Source organism: Bradyrhizobium sp. SZCCHNR1098 (assembly GCF_032489375.1).
In the GTDB taxonomy this organism is placed as follows: Bacteria; Pseudomonadota; Alphaproteobacteria; order Rhizobiales; family Xanthobacteraceae; genus Bradyrhizobium.
On sequence record NZ_JAUEXY010000009.1, the window covers coordinates 122,758 to 137,821 of the forward strand.

The window sequence follows — 15,064 nt, forward strand, 5'->3', positions numbered from 1 at the left end:
GAGGTATATTCACTGGTGAGTATACATTGACCGAGACCGAGCGCCGCCATGCCCCGATCCTCCGATCCCACGCCCGCCCGCATCGTCGCCGCCGCGAGCAGGCTGTTCTATGCCGAGGGCATCCGCGCCGTCAGCGTCGACGCGGTGGCGGAAAAGGCCGGCGTTACCAAGAAGACGCTGTATTATCATTTCCGCAGCAAGGACGATCTCGTCGCGGCCTATCTCGCCGCGCGCGACCAGCCGAACCTGGAGCTGTTCAAGCGCTGGTTCGATGAGACCGAGGGCGTGCTGCCCGACAAGATCGCCGGGATCTTCAATCAGCTTGCGCGCGCCGCGCGGCATCCGAAATGGCGCGGCTGCGGCTTCCTGCGCACCACCGCGGAGCTCGCCAATCTGCCCGGCCATCCCGCGATCAGGATCGGCGCCGCCCACAAGAAGAAGTTCGAGGCCTGGCTGCAGGCGATGTTCGAAGAGCAGGGAATTGCCGAAGCGGGCGAGCTCGCGCGGCAGATGCTGCTGCTGCTCGACGGCGCATTCGCGGTCGTGCTGCTGCATCGGGACGCCAGCTACATGGAGACCGCGGGCGCGGCGGCGCGGACGCTGGTCGCGGCGGCGCTGCCAAAGGGGAGGCGATATGCTTCCCGCAGGACCGTCAGCCTGCGCAGCCGCGTCCCCTGACCCGCTCGCCGCGAACGATCGTTGCGACCATCTGGCTGGCCATGCCGTCGAAATCGGATGGCTTGATGTAGCCGCCGGCGTAGGCTTCCTGGGTCAGGCGTTCGATCCGGCGATCCTCGGCGGTCGTCCAGACGCCGGCGATGTAGGCGGCGCCGGCCGGACCATAGGTCTCGGGATAGCGCTCGTTCTGGTTCTGCCGATGATAGTAGTAGTGGTTGAGGCCGCTGATGAAGCTGTCGCGATTGGCGCCGCAGCGGTCGCTCCAGGCCAGATCGAGCGCCTTCAGCGCGTCCTGGCGCTGCGAGCGCCGGGCGTCCTCGGTGTATTTCTCGTGCTCCTGAAACTCCGCGCCCGTGACGGGCGGAAACGCAGCCGCCGCACTCGGCGCGTCGGTCAGGAACAGGCGTCCGCCAACCTGCCAGACGAGGATGGCTGCAATGATGAAGATGAGCCGGTTCATGGCAGCGCTCGTTTGCTATCGCCGGTCGCGTTGCGCCTGCCGGATACGGCACACCGACGATTCGTCGGACCAGAGACCGGGTCCGGCGAACATCGGGACGTCCTCGCGCACATCGGCCGGAAAGTCCGCCTTGGTGATTCCCTTCTCGTCGAAGGCTTCGAACATGGCCTCCTTCACGCGCTGATCGAGCGGCGTGCCGACGCTGTCGGCCGCCTCCTGGAGCGATTTGTCCGTGCAGATTTTTGCACCCCAGAACTGCCGCTTGCAATCCAGCTTGGCGACATAGGCGCGAGTATAGGCCGTCAGTGCGTCCACCAGGTTCTGCTTCATGGTCTTGTCGCATGGCGACAGCTTGTAGGCCGTCGCGGCCTGCAGCGCGTCCATGCGCAACGCGTCGAGCTTGGGATTCTTGTCGCTCTGCGAGGTATGCTCCGCGAGCCACGCCTTGCGCTCGAACTCTTTTGCCTCCGGGCCGCCGAAGGTCTTGTCCACCAGGGGAGATAGAGGTGTCACAACGGCCCCGCTCTCGCGCAAGGGCGCAGCGAGATTTGCCGCGGTTTCAATCGAAGCCGTCCGAGCCATGCCCCGCCACGGTCCATCCGGAAGCGGAAAGCCTCTCACCGCCCAACTCACACCTGCGAACGCAACCAAAAATGCCGCACCTGCGGCGCCAATAAATCGCAACATGAAAGAAGCCCATCCGCCAACGCCTGCACGGTAGTGCGTGCGGGTTAATGCATCCGATAGGGCCGCCGGCGGCGCGCAACGACGTGAACCGATCGTGACCGTCTTCTGCCGCCTTTGAAGACAATGGCTGATGAATTAGCGGCATGGCCGGACGAGCCTGCCGACGTGACGTCATGTCTTGACGGGCAACACCGAACGGCGCGCGAGCAGCGCGATGGCGGCATCGAGATCCGGCAGCACGGCCGCCGCGTTCGCCCGCGAATGATCGTTCGGCGGCACGATGTCCGGCACCATCAAGGTGATCGCGCCTGCGGCGTGCGCCGAGGCGACGCCGGGATTGGAATCCTCGATTGCGACGCAGGCCGGCGCGCGCGTCCGTAGCCGTTCCGCGGCGAGCAGATAGAGGTCCGGATGCGGTTTGGCGCGGGTCACGTCGTCGCGCGTCAGGACCGCATCGAAGCGGTGGTCGATGCGGGCGAGGCGGAGATGCTCCGCGGCCGTGCTGCGCGAGGACGAGGTGACGACGGCCTTGGGCAGGCCGACCGCGTCGATCGCGTCGAGCAGCGCGACGACGCCGCGTTTCAGCGGCATGCCTGCCTGCAGGATCTCGACCGTCTTGGCCGCGAATAGGCGGTTGACTTCGACCAGCGGAAAATTGTCGCCGAAATGGTCGCGCAGGGTCTGCTCGTTGTCGGGTCCGGGAATGCCGATCATGGCGTGGCAGAGCTCGGTCACCCCGTCGACATGGCCGAGCGCATTCAGCGCCGCGATCGCAGCTTCGAGATAGACCTTCTCGGTGTCGAGCAACGTTCCGTCCATGTCGAGCAGGACCGCTTCGACGTGCCAGCGCGTCACGATCCCGCCTCCGGTTCGCCGGCCAGCCTCTTGAGGCAGTTGACGCACAGGCAGTCCTTGAACCGGCTTTGTCCGCTCTTGGGCAGCGGCAGGCGCACGGCCTCTTCGAAGCACCAGCAGGAGCCGCCGGGATCGCAGCTGAACTCCGCGCCGCACGACTCGCAGGTGAGTTGCCGCGCGGTCATGTCCGCTAAACGATTTGTCACGTTCGGAGCCACGTCCGACCAGCCCCTTTTCATGTCCGGTTCATCTGCCGGGGCAAGTATAGTGCGTGACAATCTGCCGCGCCATCGCAGTCTGCGGTCGCGGCAACACAGCGTTTCGGGAGCTCCCGCGATGACAGGCTCGAGGATGTGGCATGGCGCGTGATGCTCGAGCGGCTCTTGTTGCATTGAATCGCTTCGGCTTCGGCGCGCGTGGCGGCGCCTCGGGCGATCTCGTCAATGCGGCGTCGGACCCGCGCGGCTTCGTCAAGGCCGAGCTCGGGCGTCCCAATGGAGCGCTCTTGGAGGCGCCGGGTCTGCAGTCGACGCCCGCACTCGCCGATGCCGTCTTCGCCTATCAGGACGAGGTCAAGCGGGCCCGCGAGGCCGCGAAGTCGGAGGCTGCGCCGCAGGAGCAGCCCAGCCCCACGCGCGGCCTGTCCACGAACGGCGCGGACAAAGCCACAGCCGCAACGCCATCGGCGGCCCCAGCAGCCGGCGCCGACCCTGCACCCGCGATGCAGGGAACGCCGGCAAAGCCCGCGCAGGCTCAGCAGCCGCCCAACGTCGTCCAGAAGACGTTCCGTGCCGAGGCGCTGGCGCGGCTGCAGCGCGCCGTGCTCGCCGATTGCGGCTTCACCGAGCGGCTGGTGGCGTTCTGGTCGAATCATTTCTGCATCTCCGCAGGCAAGGGCGAGTTGGCGCGGATGTGGGCCGGCGCGTTCGAGCGCGAGGCGATCCGGCCGCACGTGCTCGGACGCTTCGCCGACATGCTGAAGGCGGTCGAGCAGCATCCGGCGATGCTGTTCTTCCTCGACAACCAGGAATCGCTCGGACCGGACTCGCGCGCCGGCCAGAACCGCAAGCGCGGCCTCAACGAGAACCTTGCGCGCGAGATCATGGAGCTGCACACGCTGGGTGTCGGCGGCGGCTACACCCAGGAGGACGTAACCTCGCTGGCGCGCATCATCACCGGCTGGAGCTTTGCCGGCCGCAACAGCCGCAACGCGGCGCCCGGCAGCTTCGTGTTCAATGCCAATGCGCACCAGCCGGGGCCGCAGACCCTGCTCGGCAAGGTCTATCAGGATGACGGTCTCGCGCAGGGCGAGGCCGCGCTCGCGGACATCGCCCGCCATCCCTCGACGGCGAAGTTCATCGCCACCAGGCTCGCGCGCCATTTCGTCGCCGATGATCCGCCGCCCGCGCTCGTCGCCCGGCTCGAAGCCGTGTTCAAGAAGAGCGATGGCGACCTCAAGGCGCTGACCTTGGCGCTGGTCGACTCCGACGAGGCCTGGTCGGCGCCGCTGACCAAGATCCGTTCGCCCTATGAGTTCCTGGTCGCCGGCGGCCGGCTGCTGGCGCGCGTGCCGGAAGATCCCGGCTTCTATCTCAGTTCCCTGAACACGCTCGGCCAGCCGCTATGGGCGCCCGCAGGACCAAACGGATTTGCTGATACCAACGCGATGTGGGCTGCCCCTGAGGGCATGAAGCTGCGGCTGGACATTTCCGCGCAACTCGCCGCCCGTCTTGGCAACAATCTCGATCCGCGCGACCTGCTCGATCTCGTCGCGGGCGATGCGACCTCGACGGAGACGCGGCGCACGATCGAGCGTGCGGAATCGCGCCAGCAGGCGCTGGCGTTGTTGCTGATGTCGCCGGAATTCCAGAGGAGATGACGATGGACCGGATCGCGACCTCGCTGTTGACCTCGCGACGCCATTTGCTGCTGGCAGGCGCGTCCTTTGCGGCCTGGGGCTATCTGCCGAAATTCGCGCGGGCCGCCGGCCAGCGCGACCCGCGGCTGATCGTCGTGATCCTGCGCGGCGCGCTCGATGGCCTCGCCACCGTCGCGCCGATCGGCGATCCCGACTACGCCGGACTGCATGGCGCGATCGCGCTGACGACGGCGGGACCAAATCCGGCGCTGCCGCTCGATTCGTTCTTTGCGCTGCATCCGTCGATGCCGGAATTGGCGCGCATGTATCGCGACAAGCAGGCTGCCGTGGTTCACGCGGTCGCGACACCGTATCGCGAGCGCTCGCATTTCGATGGTCAGGACGTGCTCGAAAGCGGCTTCGCCGGTCCTGGCCGCGTGCAATCGGGCTGGCTGAACCGCGCGGTGGAGGCTCTGCCGCGCGGCCCGCGCGTCACGGGCGCGCTCGCGGTCGGTCCGACGGCGCCGCTGGTGCTGCGCGGCGCAGCGCCCACCGTCGGTTGGGCGCCGGTGACGTTGCCGCAGGCCGATGACGACACCGCGATGCGGCTGGTCGACCTCTATGCGCATCGCGATCCCGCGTTGGCGGCTGCGTTGTCGCAAGGGCTCAAGCTCGAGAAGGTCGCGGTCGGTGACGACATGAAGCCGAAGCCGGGCGGCAACCAGATCGCGGCGATGCGCCAGGTCGCGCGCGGCGCGGCGAAGCTGATCGCCGCGGATGATGGTCCGCGCATCGCCGCGCTGGCGTTCGACGGTTGGGACACGCATGCCAATGAAGGTGGTGCGGTCGGTCGGCTGGCGCAGCTCTTGTCGGGTCTCGACGGTGCGCTCGCCGAGTTCGAAAGCGGGCTTGGCCCGCGCTGGCGCGATACGGTCGTGGTGGTCGCAACCGAGTTCGGGCGCACGGCAAGGATCAACGGCACCCAGGGGACCGATCATGGGACCGGGACGATTGCGCTGCTTGCCGGCGGTGCGGTGAAGGGCGGACGGGTGATCGCCGACTGGCCGACGCTGAAGATGGCGAGCCTCTACCAGGGACGCGATCTTGCGCCGACGACGGATCTTCGCGCGGTGTTCAAGGGCGTACTCGCCGATCACCTCGGCATCGGCGAGCACGCGCTCGGCGGCGCGGTGTTTCCGGACAGCGCGGCCGTGAAGCCGATCAAGGGGCTCGTAGCGTAAGGCTTGCTTGCGCCATTTCCTGATCAGGCGTCCTGAAGCCTTCCACATTGCGGCATCAGCGGCCGTCGTCGCAGGCGCATTGCACCGCGAAGTCTGCTACTCCTCGACCTGCGGCATTCATCCCTCAGGAGATCAGCATGTTCATCGCCATGAATCGTTTTCGCGTCGCCAAGGGCTCGGAGGCCGCCTTCGAGCAGGTCTGGCTGTCGCGCGACAGCCATCTCGACAAGGTACCGGGCTTCGTCGAGTTTCACCTGTTGAAGGGACCGGAAGCCGAGGACCATACGCTCTACGCCTCGCATACGATCTGGGCGTCGAAGACGACGTTCGAGGACTGGACCAAGTCCGAAGCATTCCGCGCCGCGCACCAGCGGGCCGGCGACACCAAGGTGCACTATCTCGGCCCGCCGCAGTTTGAGGGGTTCGAGGTCCGCCAAACGGTGGGCAGCAAGACGTAGGACAAGGACCGCCATTGCGATCCGTCTCCGCGACTCGTCTTGGCTGAGCACGGCCGAGCGGACGCTCGTCTTGCGCTGAAGTGACGCGGCGGCCGACAGGACCCGGACGGCCGCCGGTCGTGCGCCATCGCAAGCTGCTCGCGCCGGGCCAGCCGGTCCGCCGGGCCTGCTGGCGTCAACAAGGACAACGCCATAGCGAAGGTCCGGCTGATTCGAGCAGGTGCGACGGTGCGCCGAAGCGGACCAGTCGTAGCCGTCAGCAGACGCGCATGCGACGTCAGGCGCTCTCGGGAACAGGAGCCTCACGAGGCTGTTATCGCGTGTCTGAAACAGGAAGCCGAATGTCCGGCAGGGCGGGCAGCGCCGGCCAGCGCCCTCGGTCGTTCTGTTCTAGCGAAGGCCGGGATGGTTGCTCGGATCGAGACGAACCTTCCGCCATATGACCACCGGCGCCGGCGACATCGTCAGAAGCTTCCCTCCGTTGCAACGCGCCGCCTTCGTCGACGTTGACAGCCTGACCGCATGAGCGACGTGCGCCGCCCTTCCTCGTTCGGAGAGAGAGATTCGATGATCATCAGACAGCCGCTCAAGGTCCGCACCCCGGAGGAAGTTCTCGGGCTGATCAGCGCGCTGGCCGTCGCCATTTTTGCGGTCATCATCATCGCGCTGCTGTATTTCGGTCGTGACATCCTGGTGCCCGTGGCCCTGGCCATCCTGCTCAGCTTCGTATTGGCGCCGTTGGTCGCGCAACTGCAGCGGCTTCGTGCCCCGCGCGGACTGGCCGTCGTCAGCGTGGTCGTTCTCGCGTTCGTCGTGATCTTTACGCTGGGCAGCCTGCTCGCCACCCAGCTCACCCAGCTTGCCAGTGAGTTGCCGAACTATCAATCGACGATGAGCAACAAGATCCAGTCGTTCCGCGACACCAAAGCCGGGAGAGGGACGCTCGAGCGTGCATCGGACATGCTCAAGGATCTGGGCAAGGAACTCGACAAACCGAAAGAGCCGGAAGCGGCTCGGCCGCCGAGCGGACTGCGAACGAATTCCTCAGTCCCTGTGACCCCGATCCCGGTGGAGGTCCGGCAGCCCGATCCTGGAGCGCTGGACAGTCTTCGCACGCTGATTTCGCCGCTCATTCATCCACTGGCGACGACCGGCATCATCATCATCTTCGTGATCTTCATATTGCTTCAACGCGAGGACCTGCGGAATCGGCTCATCCGCCTTGCGGGCTCATCGGACCTGCAGCGCACCACGGCGGCACTCGATGATGCGGCTTACAGGCTCAGCCGGCTGTTCCTCACCCAGCTCGCCCTGAACGGCGGGTTCGGCGTCGTGATCGGCGTCGGCTTGTGGTTCATCGGCATCCCCAGCGCCCTCCTTTGGGGAATCCTCGCCGCAGCGCTTCGGTTCGTGCCCTATATCGGCGCCGTCATCGCCGCGGCGTTTCCGCTTGCTCTGGCGGCAGCGGTCGACCCTGGCTGGTCGATGCTGATTTGGACGCTGGCCCTGTTTCTCGTGGTCGAGCCGTTGCTCGGCCACGTCATCGAACCGATGGTCTATGGGCGCAGCACGGGCCTGTCCCCCGTAGCGGTGGTCGTTTCGGCCGCGTTCTGGACCGCGCTGTGGGGCCCAATCGGGTTGGTGCTCGCGACGCCGCTGACGGTCTGCCTGGTCGTCATCGGACGACATGTGGAGCGCCTGGAGTTCCTCGACGTCATGTTCGGTGATCGTCCAGCGCTGTCTCCTCCCGAGATCTTCTACCAGCGCATGCTTGCGAACGATCCGACGGAAGCAGCCGAGAAGGCAGAGGAGTTCTTGAAGGAGCGCTCGTTGATTGCCTATTGCGACGAGGTCGCGGTGAAGGGGCTGCAATTGGCCCAAGCCGACGCCGACCGAGGGGCGCTCGCCTATGATCGCCTTGCAACGATCCGTGACGCCGTCGCCGAGTTGACCGCCGATCTTTCCGATCAGAATGATGGTCCGCTGGCGAAACGCGAGACCACCAGCGATCCGGAGGCGGCATCGGCCGTCGACAGCTCGGCCAGCAGTGGGGCCATCGACACGATACCCATCCTCAGCAAGAACAATCTCGCCGAAGGATGGCGGAGCGAGCAGCCGGTCCTGTGCGTGGCGGGGCGAACCCCGATCGACGAAGCGGCGGCGGTGATTCTCGCGCAACTGTCGTCGGCGCACGGGCTGGGCGCGAAGGTTTCAGGAGCGGAGGCGCTCTCGACGGCGAACGTCATCAAGCTCGAGCCCGCAGGTGTCGCGATTGCCTGCCTGATCTATATCGGCAATTCCGGCGTCGCACATATGCGCTACTCCGTTCGTCGCTTGAAGCGACGGCTCCCCAGAGCAAAGGTGATGTTGGTCTGCTGTGCGGCCGAGGTCGATCAGGAGGCCGCGAAGGTGCTGCAAGAAGCCACCAAGGCCGATCTGGTCGCGGCGAGCATGGGCGAGGCTGTCAGAATGTGCATCGAAGCCGCGCAGGCGAAGGCTTCTCAGCTGGCACCATTGGAGCAGCAGGACACGACGACGAACGTGGCGTGAGACGCGCCACGTCCAACGACCAGGCCCGACAAAAAAATGCGGCCCCGGTCAGAGACGGCGACTGACGGGGACCGCTGAAACGCGTGACCGGTGACGGGGGGATGATCAGGCGCTCGATGGAGCGTAGGCCGGCCCCGTGACGGCGGCGTGACACCGCCCGCTTACAGCGCCTTGCGGTAGACGATGAAGCCCGAGCGCTCGGCGATCTTGTCGTAGAGCGCCTGTGCCGTGGTGTTGGTCTCGTGCGTCTGCCAATAGACCCGCGGCGCGCCGGCCTGACGCGCTTCGCGGTAGACCGCCTCGATCAGCGCCCGGCCGACGCCCTTGCCGCGGGCGGCCTCGCTCGTGAACAGGTCGTTGAGATAGCAAAGCGGCCCGATCGTGGTGGTGGCGCGATGAAACAGGTAATGCGTCAAGCCGATCAGCTCGCCACCGCTCTCGGCGACCAGGGCATGCACCGGCTCGTTGGCATCGAAGAAGCGCGACCATGTCATGGCGGTCACCTCGGCCGGCAGCGCCGTCGGCCCGGAACGGCCGTAGAAGGCGTTGTAGCCGTCCCAGAGCGGCAGCCAGCGATCATGGTCGTCGCGCGCGATGGCGCGCACAGTGAGTGCTTCGTGCATGAAGGATTCGTCGTCCGTTTGAAAATCTCGACGGACCTTCGATACGCGCAGCCGTGTTCGCGATCAATCAGGGATGGGCAGCACCGGTTCGGCGGTGGGCGGCCGCATCAGCTCGACGTAGACCGACCGATCCTCCTCGGTCAGCGGCGAGAGCGAGAGCTCGCCCCGTCGCTCGATCAGGATCAGCAGTGACGCCGCCAGCAGGATCGCGAGTGCCAGGGTCACGGCAACGATTACGACCGTTGATTTCATCGCCATTTTGTGTGCGAGACAATCATCGCCTGTTGTCGCGAAAACCGCGAAGGGTTGTCAAAATGGCTTCCTGCTAAGCGGGCATCGACAAGACGGCGCGAATCGACACCACCGCAATGGTGACGCTGACACCCAATGAGAGCGTGCTGGCCGCGATCGTTGCGACCACGGCGGTGGTCAGGCCGGGCGAAAGGGTGAGCGTTGCGTGGCCGTGAAAGCCGCTGACGGGCGTGCGGAGCCCTCTACGGTGGTTCGACTCCTGCGGCGACGCGCGGCCGCGGACCCAACTGAACTTCGGAACGGAAGCACAACGCCACCGGGACATGAAGTCGAAATCCCTTACCCATACATCCGCGAGCGAATCACTCGCAGAGGTAAATTCTAAGGTCGCGCTGGGCAGGATTGCGGCGGCAAATCAGCAAAAAAGGCAAGAACATGGCGCTCGTGGTATTTGTTCCCGCCTAAACGTGTATTTTCCCCGCTGTTCTACGGGCGGTCGGTAGTTTTACGGTGAGCATGTCACCCGTAGTCGGCGGCGATGCCGGCCGAATCGATCAGTGCCGGCTGCCAATCCATCGCGACGAAACCGGGTGTCTGTTCGACGCGGCGCAGCCAGTTGCGGATCTTCGGGAAGGTCGACAGATCGAAATCGCAGCGATCGGCGACGTGCGTGTAGCCGTAGAGCGCGATGTCGGCGACCGTCAGCTGTTTCGCGGCAAAGTAATCGTTGCTCTTGAGATGATTCTCCATCACCTGGAGCGCGGCATAGCCGCGCTCCATCCAGTCCTCCAGCGCATGGGTCTGAAGGTCGCGCCCGCCCTTGACCAGGAGCAGCCAGAAATAGGCGGCGCCGATGTTCGGCTCGAGCGCATGCTGCTCGAAGAACATCCACTGCAGCGCTTCGGCGCGCTCGATGCGCTGCTCCGGCACCAGCGGCGTGCCGCCGGCGACATACCAGAGGATCGCGTTCGATTCGGCGATGAAGCGGTCCTCGCCGACTTCCAGCAGCGGCACCTGGCCGCTCGGATTCTTGGCGAGAAAATCCGGCGTGCGGCTCTCGCCGCGCAGAATGTCGATCTCGATCGCCTGATAGGGCGCGTTCAGAAGCGCAAGCGCAAGGCGGACCTTGTAGCTGTTGCCTGACCGCTGCATCGAATAGAGCTTGTACATCCGGCCGATTTCGAGTTCGAGGAATCAAGGGTTGGACGCATCGCGCATCCGGACGCCAGATCGTCCCGCAATGCGGCCAGACAATGATGCCGATGAGCGCAGGCTGCAAGTGCCGGCGGATGGAAAAAGTCGAAATGCGCTACTGCACTGCACTCTCGAATAACAACTTTCCAATAGATTCAAACAATCGAGATCACGCTTGTGCGATGCGCGCGTGTCCACCGATCTCGACGGCGCGATCGGCGAGTGCGCGGCGCAGGGTCAGCGCGAACAGGGCCATCAGAATGATGAGGCCCAGCGGTATCGTCGTCAGCCCGGCGACGCTGCGCGAGAGTAGCGGCACGATCCAGGCGGCCGCGAGCACGCTGAGCTCGTAGTCGCGAAAGCCGTTCGCGAGGCCGTGCCGGACGAAGAAAATGATCGCAACCGCAACGACCACGAGGTCGTAGTCGAGCACGTAGGGCGTCGCCAGCAGGCTCGCGCTCGCCAGTGCCGAAGCCTTGAGATCGAACGCAGCCTCGCTCTGCCACAGCCAGGCAAGTCCGGCCGCGAGCGACAGCGCCAGCAGGCTTTGCAGCGCATAGGCGGACCTGACATCGGCGCCCCAATGGCGCGCGGCGGAGAATACCGACTGGATCTTCTCCCACCCGGTGCCGCCTTGCTCGAGCACGACGCTCTGTGTGAAAGTCATGGACTGGAAGAAGGCGTGCCAGACCTCGTTGCCGAGCGCGGCGAAGCTGATCGCGACCAGCGCGGCCACCGTGGCGGCTGCAGCAGCGATCGTCGGCCAGCGCGTGCCTGCGAGCAGCGCCACGGGAATGAGGACGCCGAATTGCGGCTTGTAGGCGAGCAGGCCGATCAGGATGCCGGCCGCCCACGGCCGGTCGCGCTCCATCAGCAACAGCGCGCCGCCGAGCAGCGCCGCGGTGAAGAACGCGTTCTGGCCGTGACCGATGTTGACGAACACGGCGGGAAAGGCGGTCGCCACCAGCAGGGTCTCGGAACGCGGCAGGATCGCGCGCATGACCGCGAGGTATGCGAGCAGGCTCGACACGACCCAGAGCGCGAGCCCTCCGGCATAGGGCAGCAGGGCGGTGATGGCGGCGATCGCGAAGAAGAAGGGCGGGTAGTGCCAGCCGAAGAACGGCACGTCGCGGCCATCGAACACGGCCTTTTCCATCGCATGCTGCAGCGGCGGATCGTAGGCATCGGCCGCCTTGCCGTGAAGGGTCAGCACGCCTGCCGCATAGACGTTGGAGAAGTCGGTCCCGATCGGCTTGCCGTTGCGGTCGATCAGCCCGTCGGACAGCGCGATCCAGCCGGCGATCGCAGCGATCGTGAACGCGAGCAGAATCCAGCTGTAGGACTTGATCCGCGTGGCCGTGAGCCAGTCGCCGGATCGCAGGGCGCACCCGATAGTGGTCATTTCGGCCTGAGACTCTGGACAATCGTGGGCCCACGCTAGCGGGGCGGCTTTAACGTTCTCTAAAGTCTTGGGAGCCATGTGCCCAAGCTTCTTGCGATGCAGCGCTGGGGATCCTACAATTAGGCGTTTCCCTGACATGACTGGTCGTGGCCCCGAGGGGGTGATCCACGACGCCTGCATAGGAGCTGATGATGTCCTTTCTCGCCGCTGCGCTCGACCGTGTGAAGCCCTCCGCGACCATCGCGGTCACGGATAAAGCGCGCGTCCTCAAAGCGGCGGGCCGCAACGTCATCGGCCTCGGCGCCGGCGAGCCGGATTTCGACACGCCGGACAACATCAAGCAGGCTGCGATCAAGGCGATCCAGGACGGCAAGACGAAGTATACCGCGGTCGACGGAATCCCCGAGCTGAAGGAAGCCATCATCGGCAAGTTCCAGCGCGAGAACGGCCTCACCTATAAGCCGAACCAGGTGATCGTCGGCGTCGGCGGCAAGCAGGTGCTGTACAATGCGCTGATGGCGACCATCAATCCCGGCGACCAGGTGATCATCCCGGCGCCGTATTGGGTCAGCTATCCGGAGATGGTGGCGCTCGCCGGCGGCGAGCCGGTGCCGGTGGTCTGCACCGCGGCGCATGGCTTCAAGCTGCAGCCAGAGGCGTTGGAGAAGGCGATCACGCCGAAGACCAAGTGGCTGATCCTGTGCTCACCGTCGAATCCGACCGGCGCGGCCTATACCAAGGCCGAGTTGAACGCGCTCACCGAGGTGCTGGTCAAGCATCCGCATGTCTGGATCATGACCGACGACATGTACGAGCACCTCGTCTATGACGACTTCGTGTTCACCACGCCGGCGCAGGTCGAGCCGTCGCTGTACGACCGCACGCTGACCGTGAACGGTGTCTCCAAGGCCTATTGCATGACCGGCTGGCGCATCGGCTATGCCGGTGGTCCGGCGCACCTGATCAAGGCGATGGCGACGATCCAGTCGCAGTCGACCTCGAACCCGTGCTCGATCGCGCAATGGGCGGCGGTGGAAGCCTTGAACGGTCCGCAGGACTTCATTCCCGCGAACAACAAGGTGTTCAAGGAGCGCCGCGACCTCGTGGTCTCGATGCTGAACCAGGCGAGCGGCATCGAATGCCCGCGGCCGGAAGGCGCGTTCTACGTCTATCCGTCCTGCGCCGGCACGATCGGCAAGACTGCGCCGTCGGGCAAGGTGATCGACAATGACGAGGCCTTCGTCACCGAGCTCCTGGAGACCGAGGGCGTCGCGGTGGTGCACGGCTCGGCGTTCGGCCTCGGCCCGGCGTTCCGCATCTCCTACGCGACCAAGACCTCCGACCTCGAGGACGCCTGCAAGCGCATCCAGCGCTTCTGCGGCAATCTGAGGTAATCGGGCAACATCCGTCTCGAAACTCCAGAAGCCAAGTTCCAGGCCGAAAGGCGCCATGTTTTGAACATGGCGCCTTTCTCTTGTCGGTCGATAGGTCTGGTGGCGTAGGGTTGGAGTTCGATGCGGCTGCTTCTGCTGTCGATCATGTTGCTTGTGTCGGTTGCTCCGTTCGCGCAAGCCCACGCAAATCGCCCCATGCGCGCCGGTGTGCTCGAGTGCGCGGGACGAAAGACTTCCGGCAAGCTCGTGATGTCCCAGTCACGCCTGCGCTGCGTGTTTCGCAGCCAGGGCCGTCAGCCGGAGCGCTATGTCGCCAAGGTCCGGCGCTACGGCCTCGATGTCGGGCTGACGGATGAGACCAGGATGGCGTGGGCGGTCAGCGCACCGGTCAACGATTTCGGCCGCAGCGAGCTGCGCGGGCGCTACGGTGGATTGTCCGCCAACGCTGCGGCTCTGGTCGGCTTCGGCGGCAGCTTCCTGGTGCGCGACACCGATCGCGCCGCCGCCCTGCAGCCGATCAGCGTGCAGGGGCAGACCGGCCTGAACATCGCTGCCGGAATCACCGAGGTTGAGCTGGTGCCGCTGCTGCCGATCCACCCGAGCCCGAGCCGTTCATCGTCCTATTTCTCGCGCTTCTATCGCTGAGCCGCGGAAGCGTTCGGGCGAACGCGTCGCAATGGCCGGCGCGATGGCGCGTGCTGACGGCGCGGCGAATCTGGTGCGACTGTAAGGCTTATGGCATAGATGTGATGCCCCGTGATCGTCAGTCCGATCGACGGAGCTGCATCACACGTTCATTTCAGCCGGAGTTTTATTCATGCGCTCGACCATCCTCGCCGGGCTCGCCGCTGCGGTCGTCCTCTGCATCGGTGGCGCTGCCCAGGCGCAAGATCGCGTGCGGGTCGGTGTCCTCGAATGCCGCGGCGGCGCCAGCGTCGGCTTCATCGTCGGCTCGGTCACCCATCTCGGCTGCGTGCTGCGCGCCGACGGGCTGCCGGAGGATCGTTACGTCGCGACCATCCGCAAGGTCGGCCTCGATCTCGGCATCACCCAGGAATCGCTGCTGGCCTGGGTGGTCTATGCCCCGGTTGCACGGCTCGGGCCGGGCGATCTCTCCGGCGACTATGCCGGCGCACAGGGCTCGGCCGCCGTCGGCGTCGGCCTTGGCGGCAACGTGCTGGTCGGCGGCTCCGCCAACTCGATCGCACTGCAGCCACTCAGCGTCCAGGGCCAGGTCGGCCTCAGCGTCTCGGCGGGGCTGCAAAGCCTCGAATTGCGCCCGGGTCGGTGATCTTCCCCTTGCCGTGAATAGCCGCTCTTTCCGCCATCGTGCGGGAAGGCGGCGTGCTCCCCGCACTGCAGCGACGTTTTTCGCGGGCCCCCTGCTTGCCAAAGCGGCAGCCGAGGCAGAG

Annotated in this window: 17 protein-coding genes; 8 read left to right on the forward strand and 9 right to left on the reverse strand. The window is 65.7% G+C overall.

Annotation, left to right across the window (positions count from 1 at the left end; genetic code table 11):
* The first annotated feature begins 48 nt into the window (after positions 1-48).
* Entirely contained in the window at positions 49-678 is a 630-nt protein-coding gene (locus QX135_RS19975; protein WP_315813098.1) for a helix-turn-helix domain-containing protein, read from the forward strand.
* On the opposite strand, the gene QX135_RS19980 is transcribed toward QX135_RS19975, so the two are convergent.
* The 4 genes from QX135_RS19980 to QX135_RS19995 all read right to left on the reverse strand — a co-directional run bounded on the left by QX135_RS19980 (position 653) and on the right by QX135_RS19995 (position 2,898).
* A complete protein-coding gene (locus tag QX135_RS19980) occupies positions 653-1,138 on the reverse strand; it encodes a hypothetical protein (RefSeq protein WP_316234255.1) in 486 nt (161 codons plus the stop codon). The two genes, QX135_RS19975 and QX135_RS19980, sit on opposite strands and share 26 nt — an antisense overlap.
* Before the next feature lie 15 nt (positions 1,139-1,153).
* Entirely contained in the window at positions 1,154-1,720 is a 567-nt protein-coding gene (locus QX135_RS19985; RefSeq protein WP_316234256.1) for a hypothetical protein, read from the reverse strand.
* Between the two features lie 276 nt (positions 1,721-1,996).
* A complete protein-coding gene (locus QX135_RS19990) occupies positions 1,997-2,680 on the reverse strand; it encodes an HAD family phosphatase (RefSeq protein ID WP_316234257.1) in 684 nt (227 codons plus the stop codon).
* Positions 2,677-2,898: a cysteine-rich CWC family protein gene (locus tag QX135_RS19995; protein WP_315784232.1), complete on the reverse strand. Its 222-nt coding sequence runs from the start codon at positions 2,896-2,898 to the stop codon at positions 2,677-2,679. Before QX135_RS19995 ends, QX135_RS19990 begins: the two co-directional genes overlap by 4 nt.
* Positions 2,899-3,038: 140 nt before the next feature.
* Here QX135_RS19995 and QX135_RS20000 point away from each other — a divergent pair, with 140 nt between their 5' ends.
* The 4 genes from QX135_RS20000 to QX135_RS20015 all read left to right on the forward strand — a co-directional run bounded on the left by QX135_RS20000 (position 3,039) and on the right by QX135_RS20015 (position 8,787).
* The gene (locus QX135_RS20000) at positions 3,039-4,559 is read left to right on the forward strand and encodes a DUF1800 domain-containing protein (protein WP_316179923.1); all 1,521 of its coding nucleotides are present in this window, start codon (positions 3,039-3,041) and stop codon (positions 4,557-4,559) included.
* On the forward strand, positions 4,556-5,779 hold the full coding sequence (locus QX135_RS20005; protein ID WP_316179921.1) for a DUF1501 domain-containing protein: 1,224 nt from the start codon (positions 4,556-4,558) through the stop codon (positions 5,777-5,779). The genes QX135_RS20000 and QX135_RS20005 overlap by 4 nt, the downstream gene beginning before the upstream one ends.
* A 137-nt stretch (positions 5,780-5,916) precedes the next feature.
* On the forward strand, positions 5,917-6,237 hold the full coding sequence (locus QX135_RS20010; RefSeq protein ID WP_315733939.1) for an antibiotic biosynthesis monooxygenase: 321 nt from the start codon (positions 5,917-5,919) through the stop codon (positions 6,235-6,237).
* Between the two features lie 567 nt (positions 6,238-6,804).
* The gene (locus QX135_RS20015) at positions 6,805-8,787 is read left to right on the forward strand and encodes an AI-2E family transporter (protein ID WP_316179919.1); all 1,983 of its coding nucleotides are present in this window, start codon (positions 6,805-6,807) and stop codon (positions 8,785-8,787) included.
* A gap of 161 nt (positions 8,788-8,948) precedes the next feature.
* Here the strand turns inward: QX135_RS20015 and QX135_RS20020 are convergent, their stop codons facing one another.
* From QX135_RS20020 to QX135_RS20040, 5 genes are all read right to left on the reverse strand, one after another.
* A complete protein-coding gene (locus QX135_RS20020) occupies positions 8,949-9,410 on the reverse strand; it encodes a GNAT family N-acetyltransferase (protein WP_316179917.1) in 462 nt (153 codons plus the stop codon).
* Positions 9,411-9,473: 63 nt separating this feature from the next.
* Positions 9,474-9,668 carry a hypothetical protein gene (locus QX135_RS20025; protein ID WP_315733936.1) on the reverse strand — a complete coding sequence of 65 codons (195 nt, stop codon included), beginning with the start codon at positions 9,666-9,668 and terminating at the stop codon, positions 9,474-9,476.
* Between the two features lie 67 nt (positions 9,669-9,735).
* Positions 9,736-9,987, reverse strand: coding sequence for a hypothetical protein (locus QX135_RS20030; RefSeq protein WP_316163147.1), 252 nt, complete (start codon positions 9,985-9,987; stop codon positions 9,736-9,738).
* A gap of 194 nt (positions 9,988-10,181) precedes the next feature.
* Complete coding sequence (locus QX135_RS20035) at positions 10,182-10,832, reverse strand: glutathione S-transferase family protein (protein WP_315714112.1); 651 nt, start codon at positions 10,830-10,832, stop codon at positions 10,182-10,184.
* Between the two features lie 193 nt (positions 10,833-11,025).
* Positions 11,026-12,258, reverse strand: coding sequence for a glycosyltransferase family 87 protein (locus QX135_RS20040; RefSeq protein WP_316179916.1), 1,233 nt, complete (start codon positions 12,256-12,258; stop codon positions 11,026-11,028).
* 191 nt (positions 12,259-12,449) lie between these two features.
* On the opposite strand from QX135_RS20040, the gene QX135_RS20045 reads away from it, so the two are divergent.
* The 3 genes from QX135_RS20045 to QX135_RS20055 all read left to right on the forward strand — a co-directional run bounded on the left by QX135_RS20045 (position 12,450) and on the right by QX135_RS20055 (position 14,943).
* Positions 12,450-13,652 (forward strand): pyridoxal phosphate-dependent aminotransferase, encoded by a 1,203-nt coding sequence (locus QX135_RS20045; protein WP_316179914.1) that lies wholly within the window; start codon positions 12,450-12,452, stop codon positions 13,650-13,652.
* 144 nt (positions 13,653-13,796) lie between these two features.
* Positions 13,797-14,297 (forward strand): DUF992 domain-containing protein, encoded by a 501-nt coding sequence (locus QX135_RS20050; protein WP_410053225.1) that lies wholly within the window; start codon positions 13,797-13,799, stop codon positions 14,295-14,297.
* A gap of 172 nt (positions 14,298-14,469) precedes the next feature.
* Positions 14,470-14,943, forward strand: coding sequence for a DUF992 domain-containing protein (locus QX135_RS20055; protein ID WP_315778050.1), 474 nt, complete (start codon positions 14,470-14,472; stop codon positions 14,941-14,943).
* The last annotated feature ends 121 nt before the right edge of the window (positions 14,944-15,064 follow it).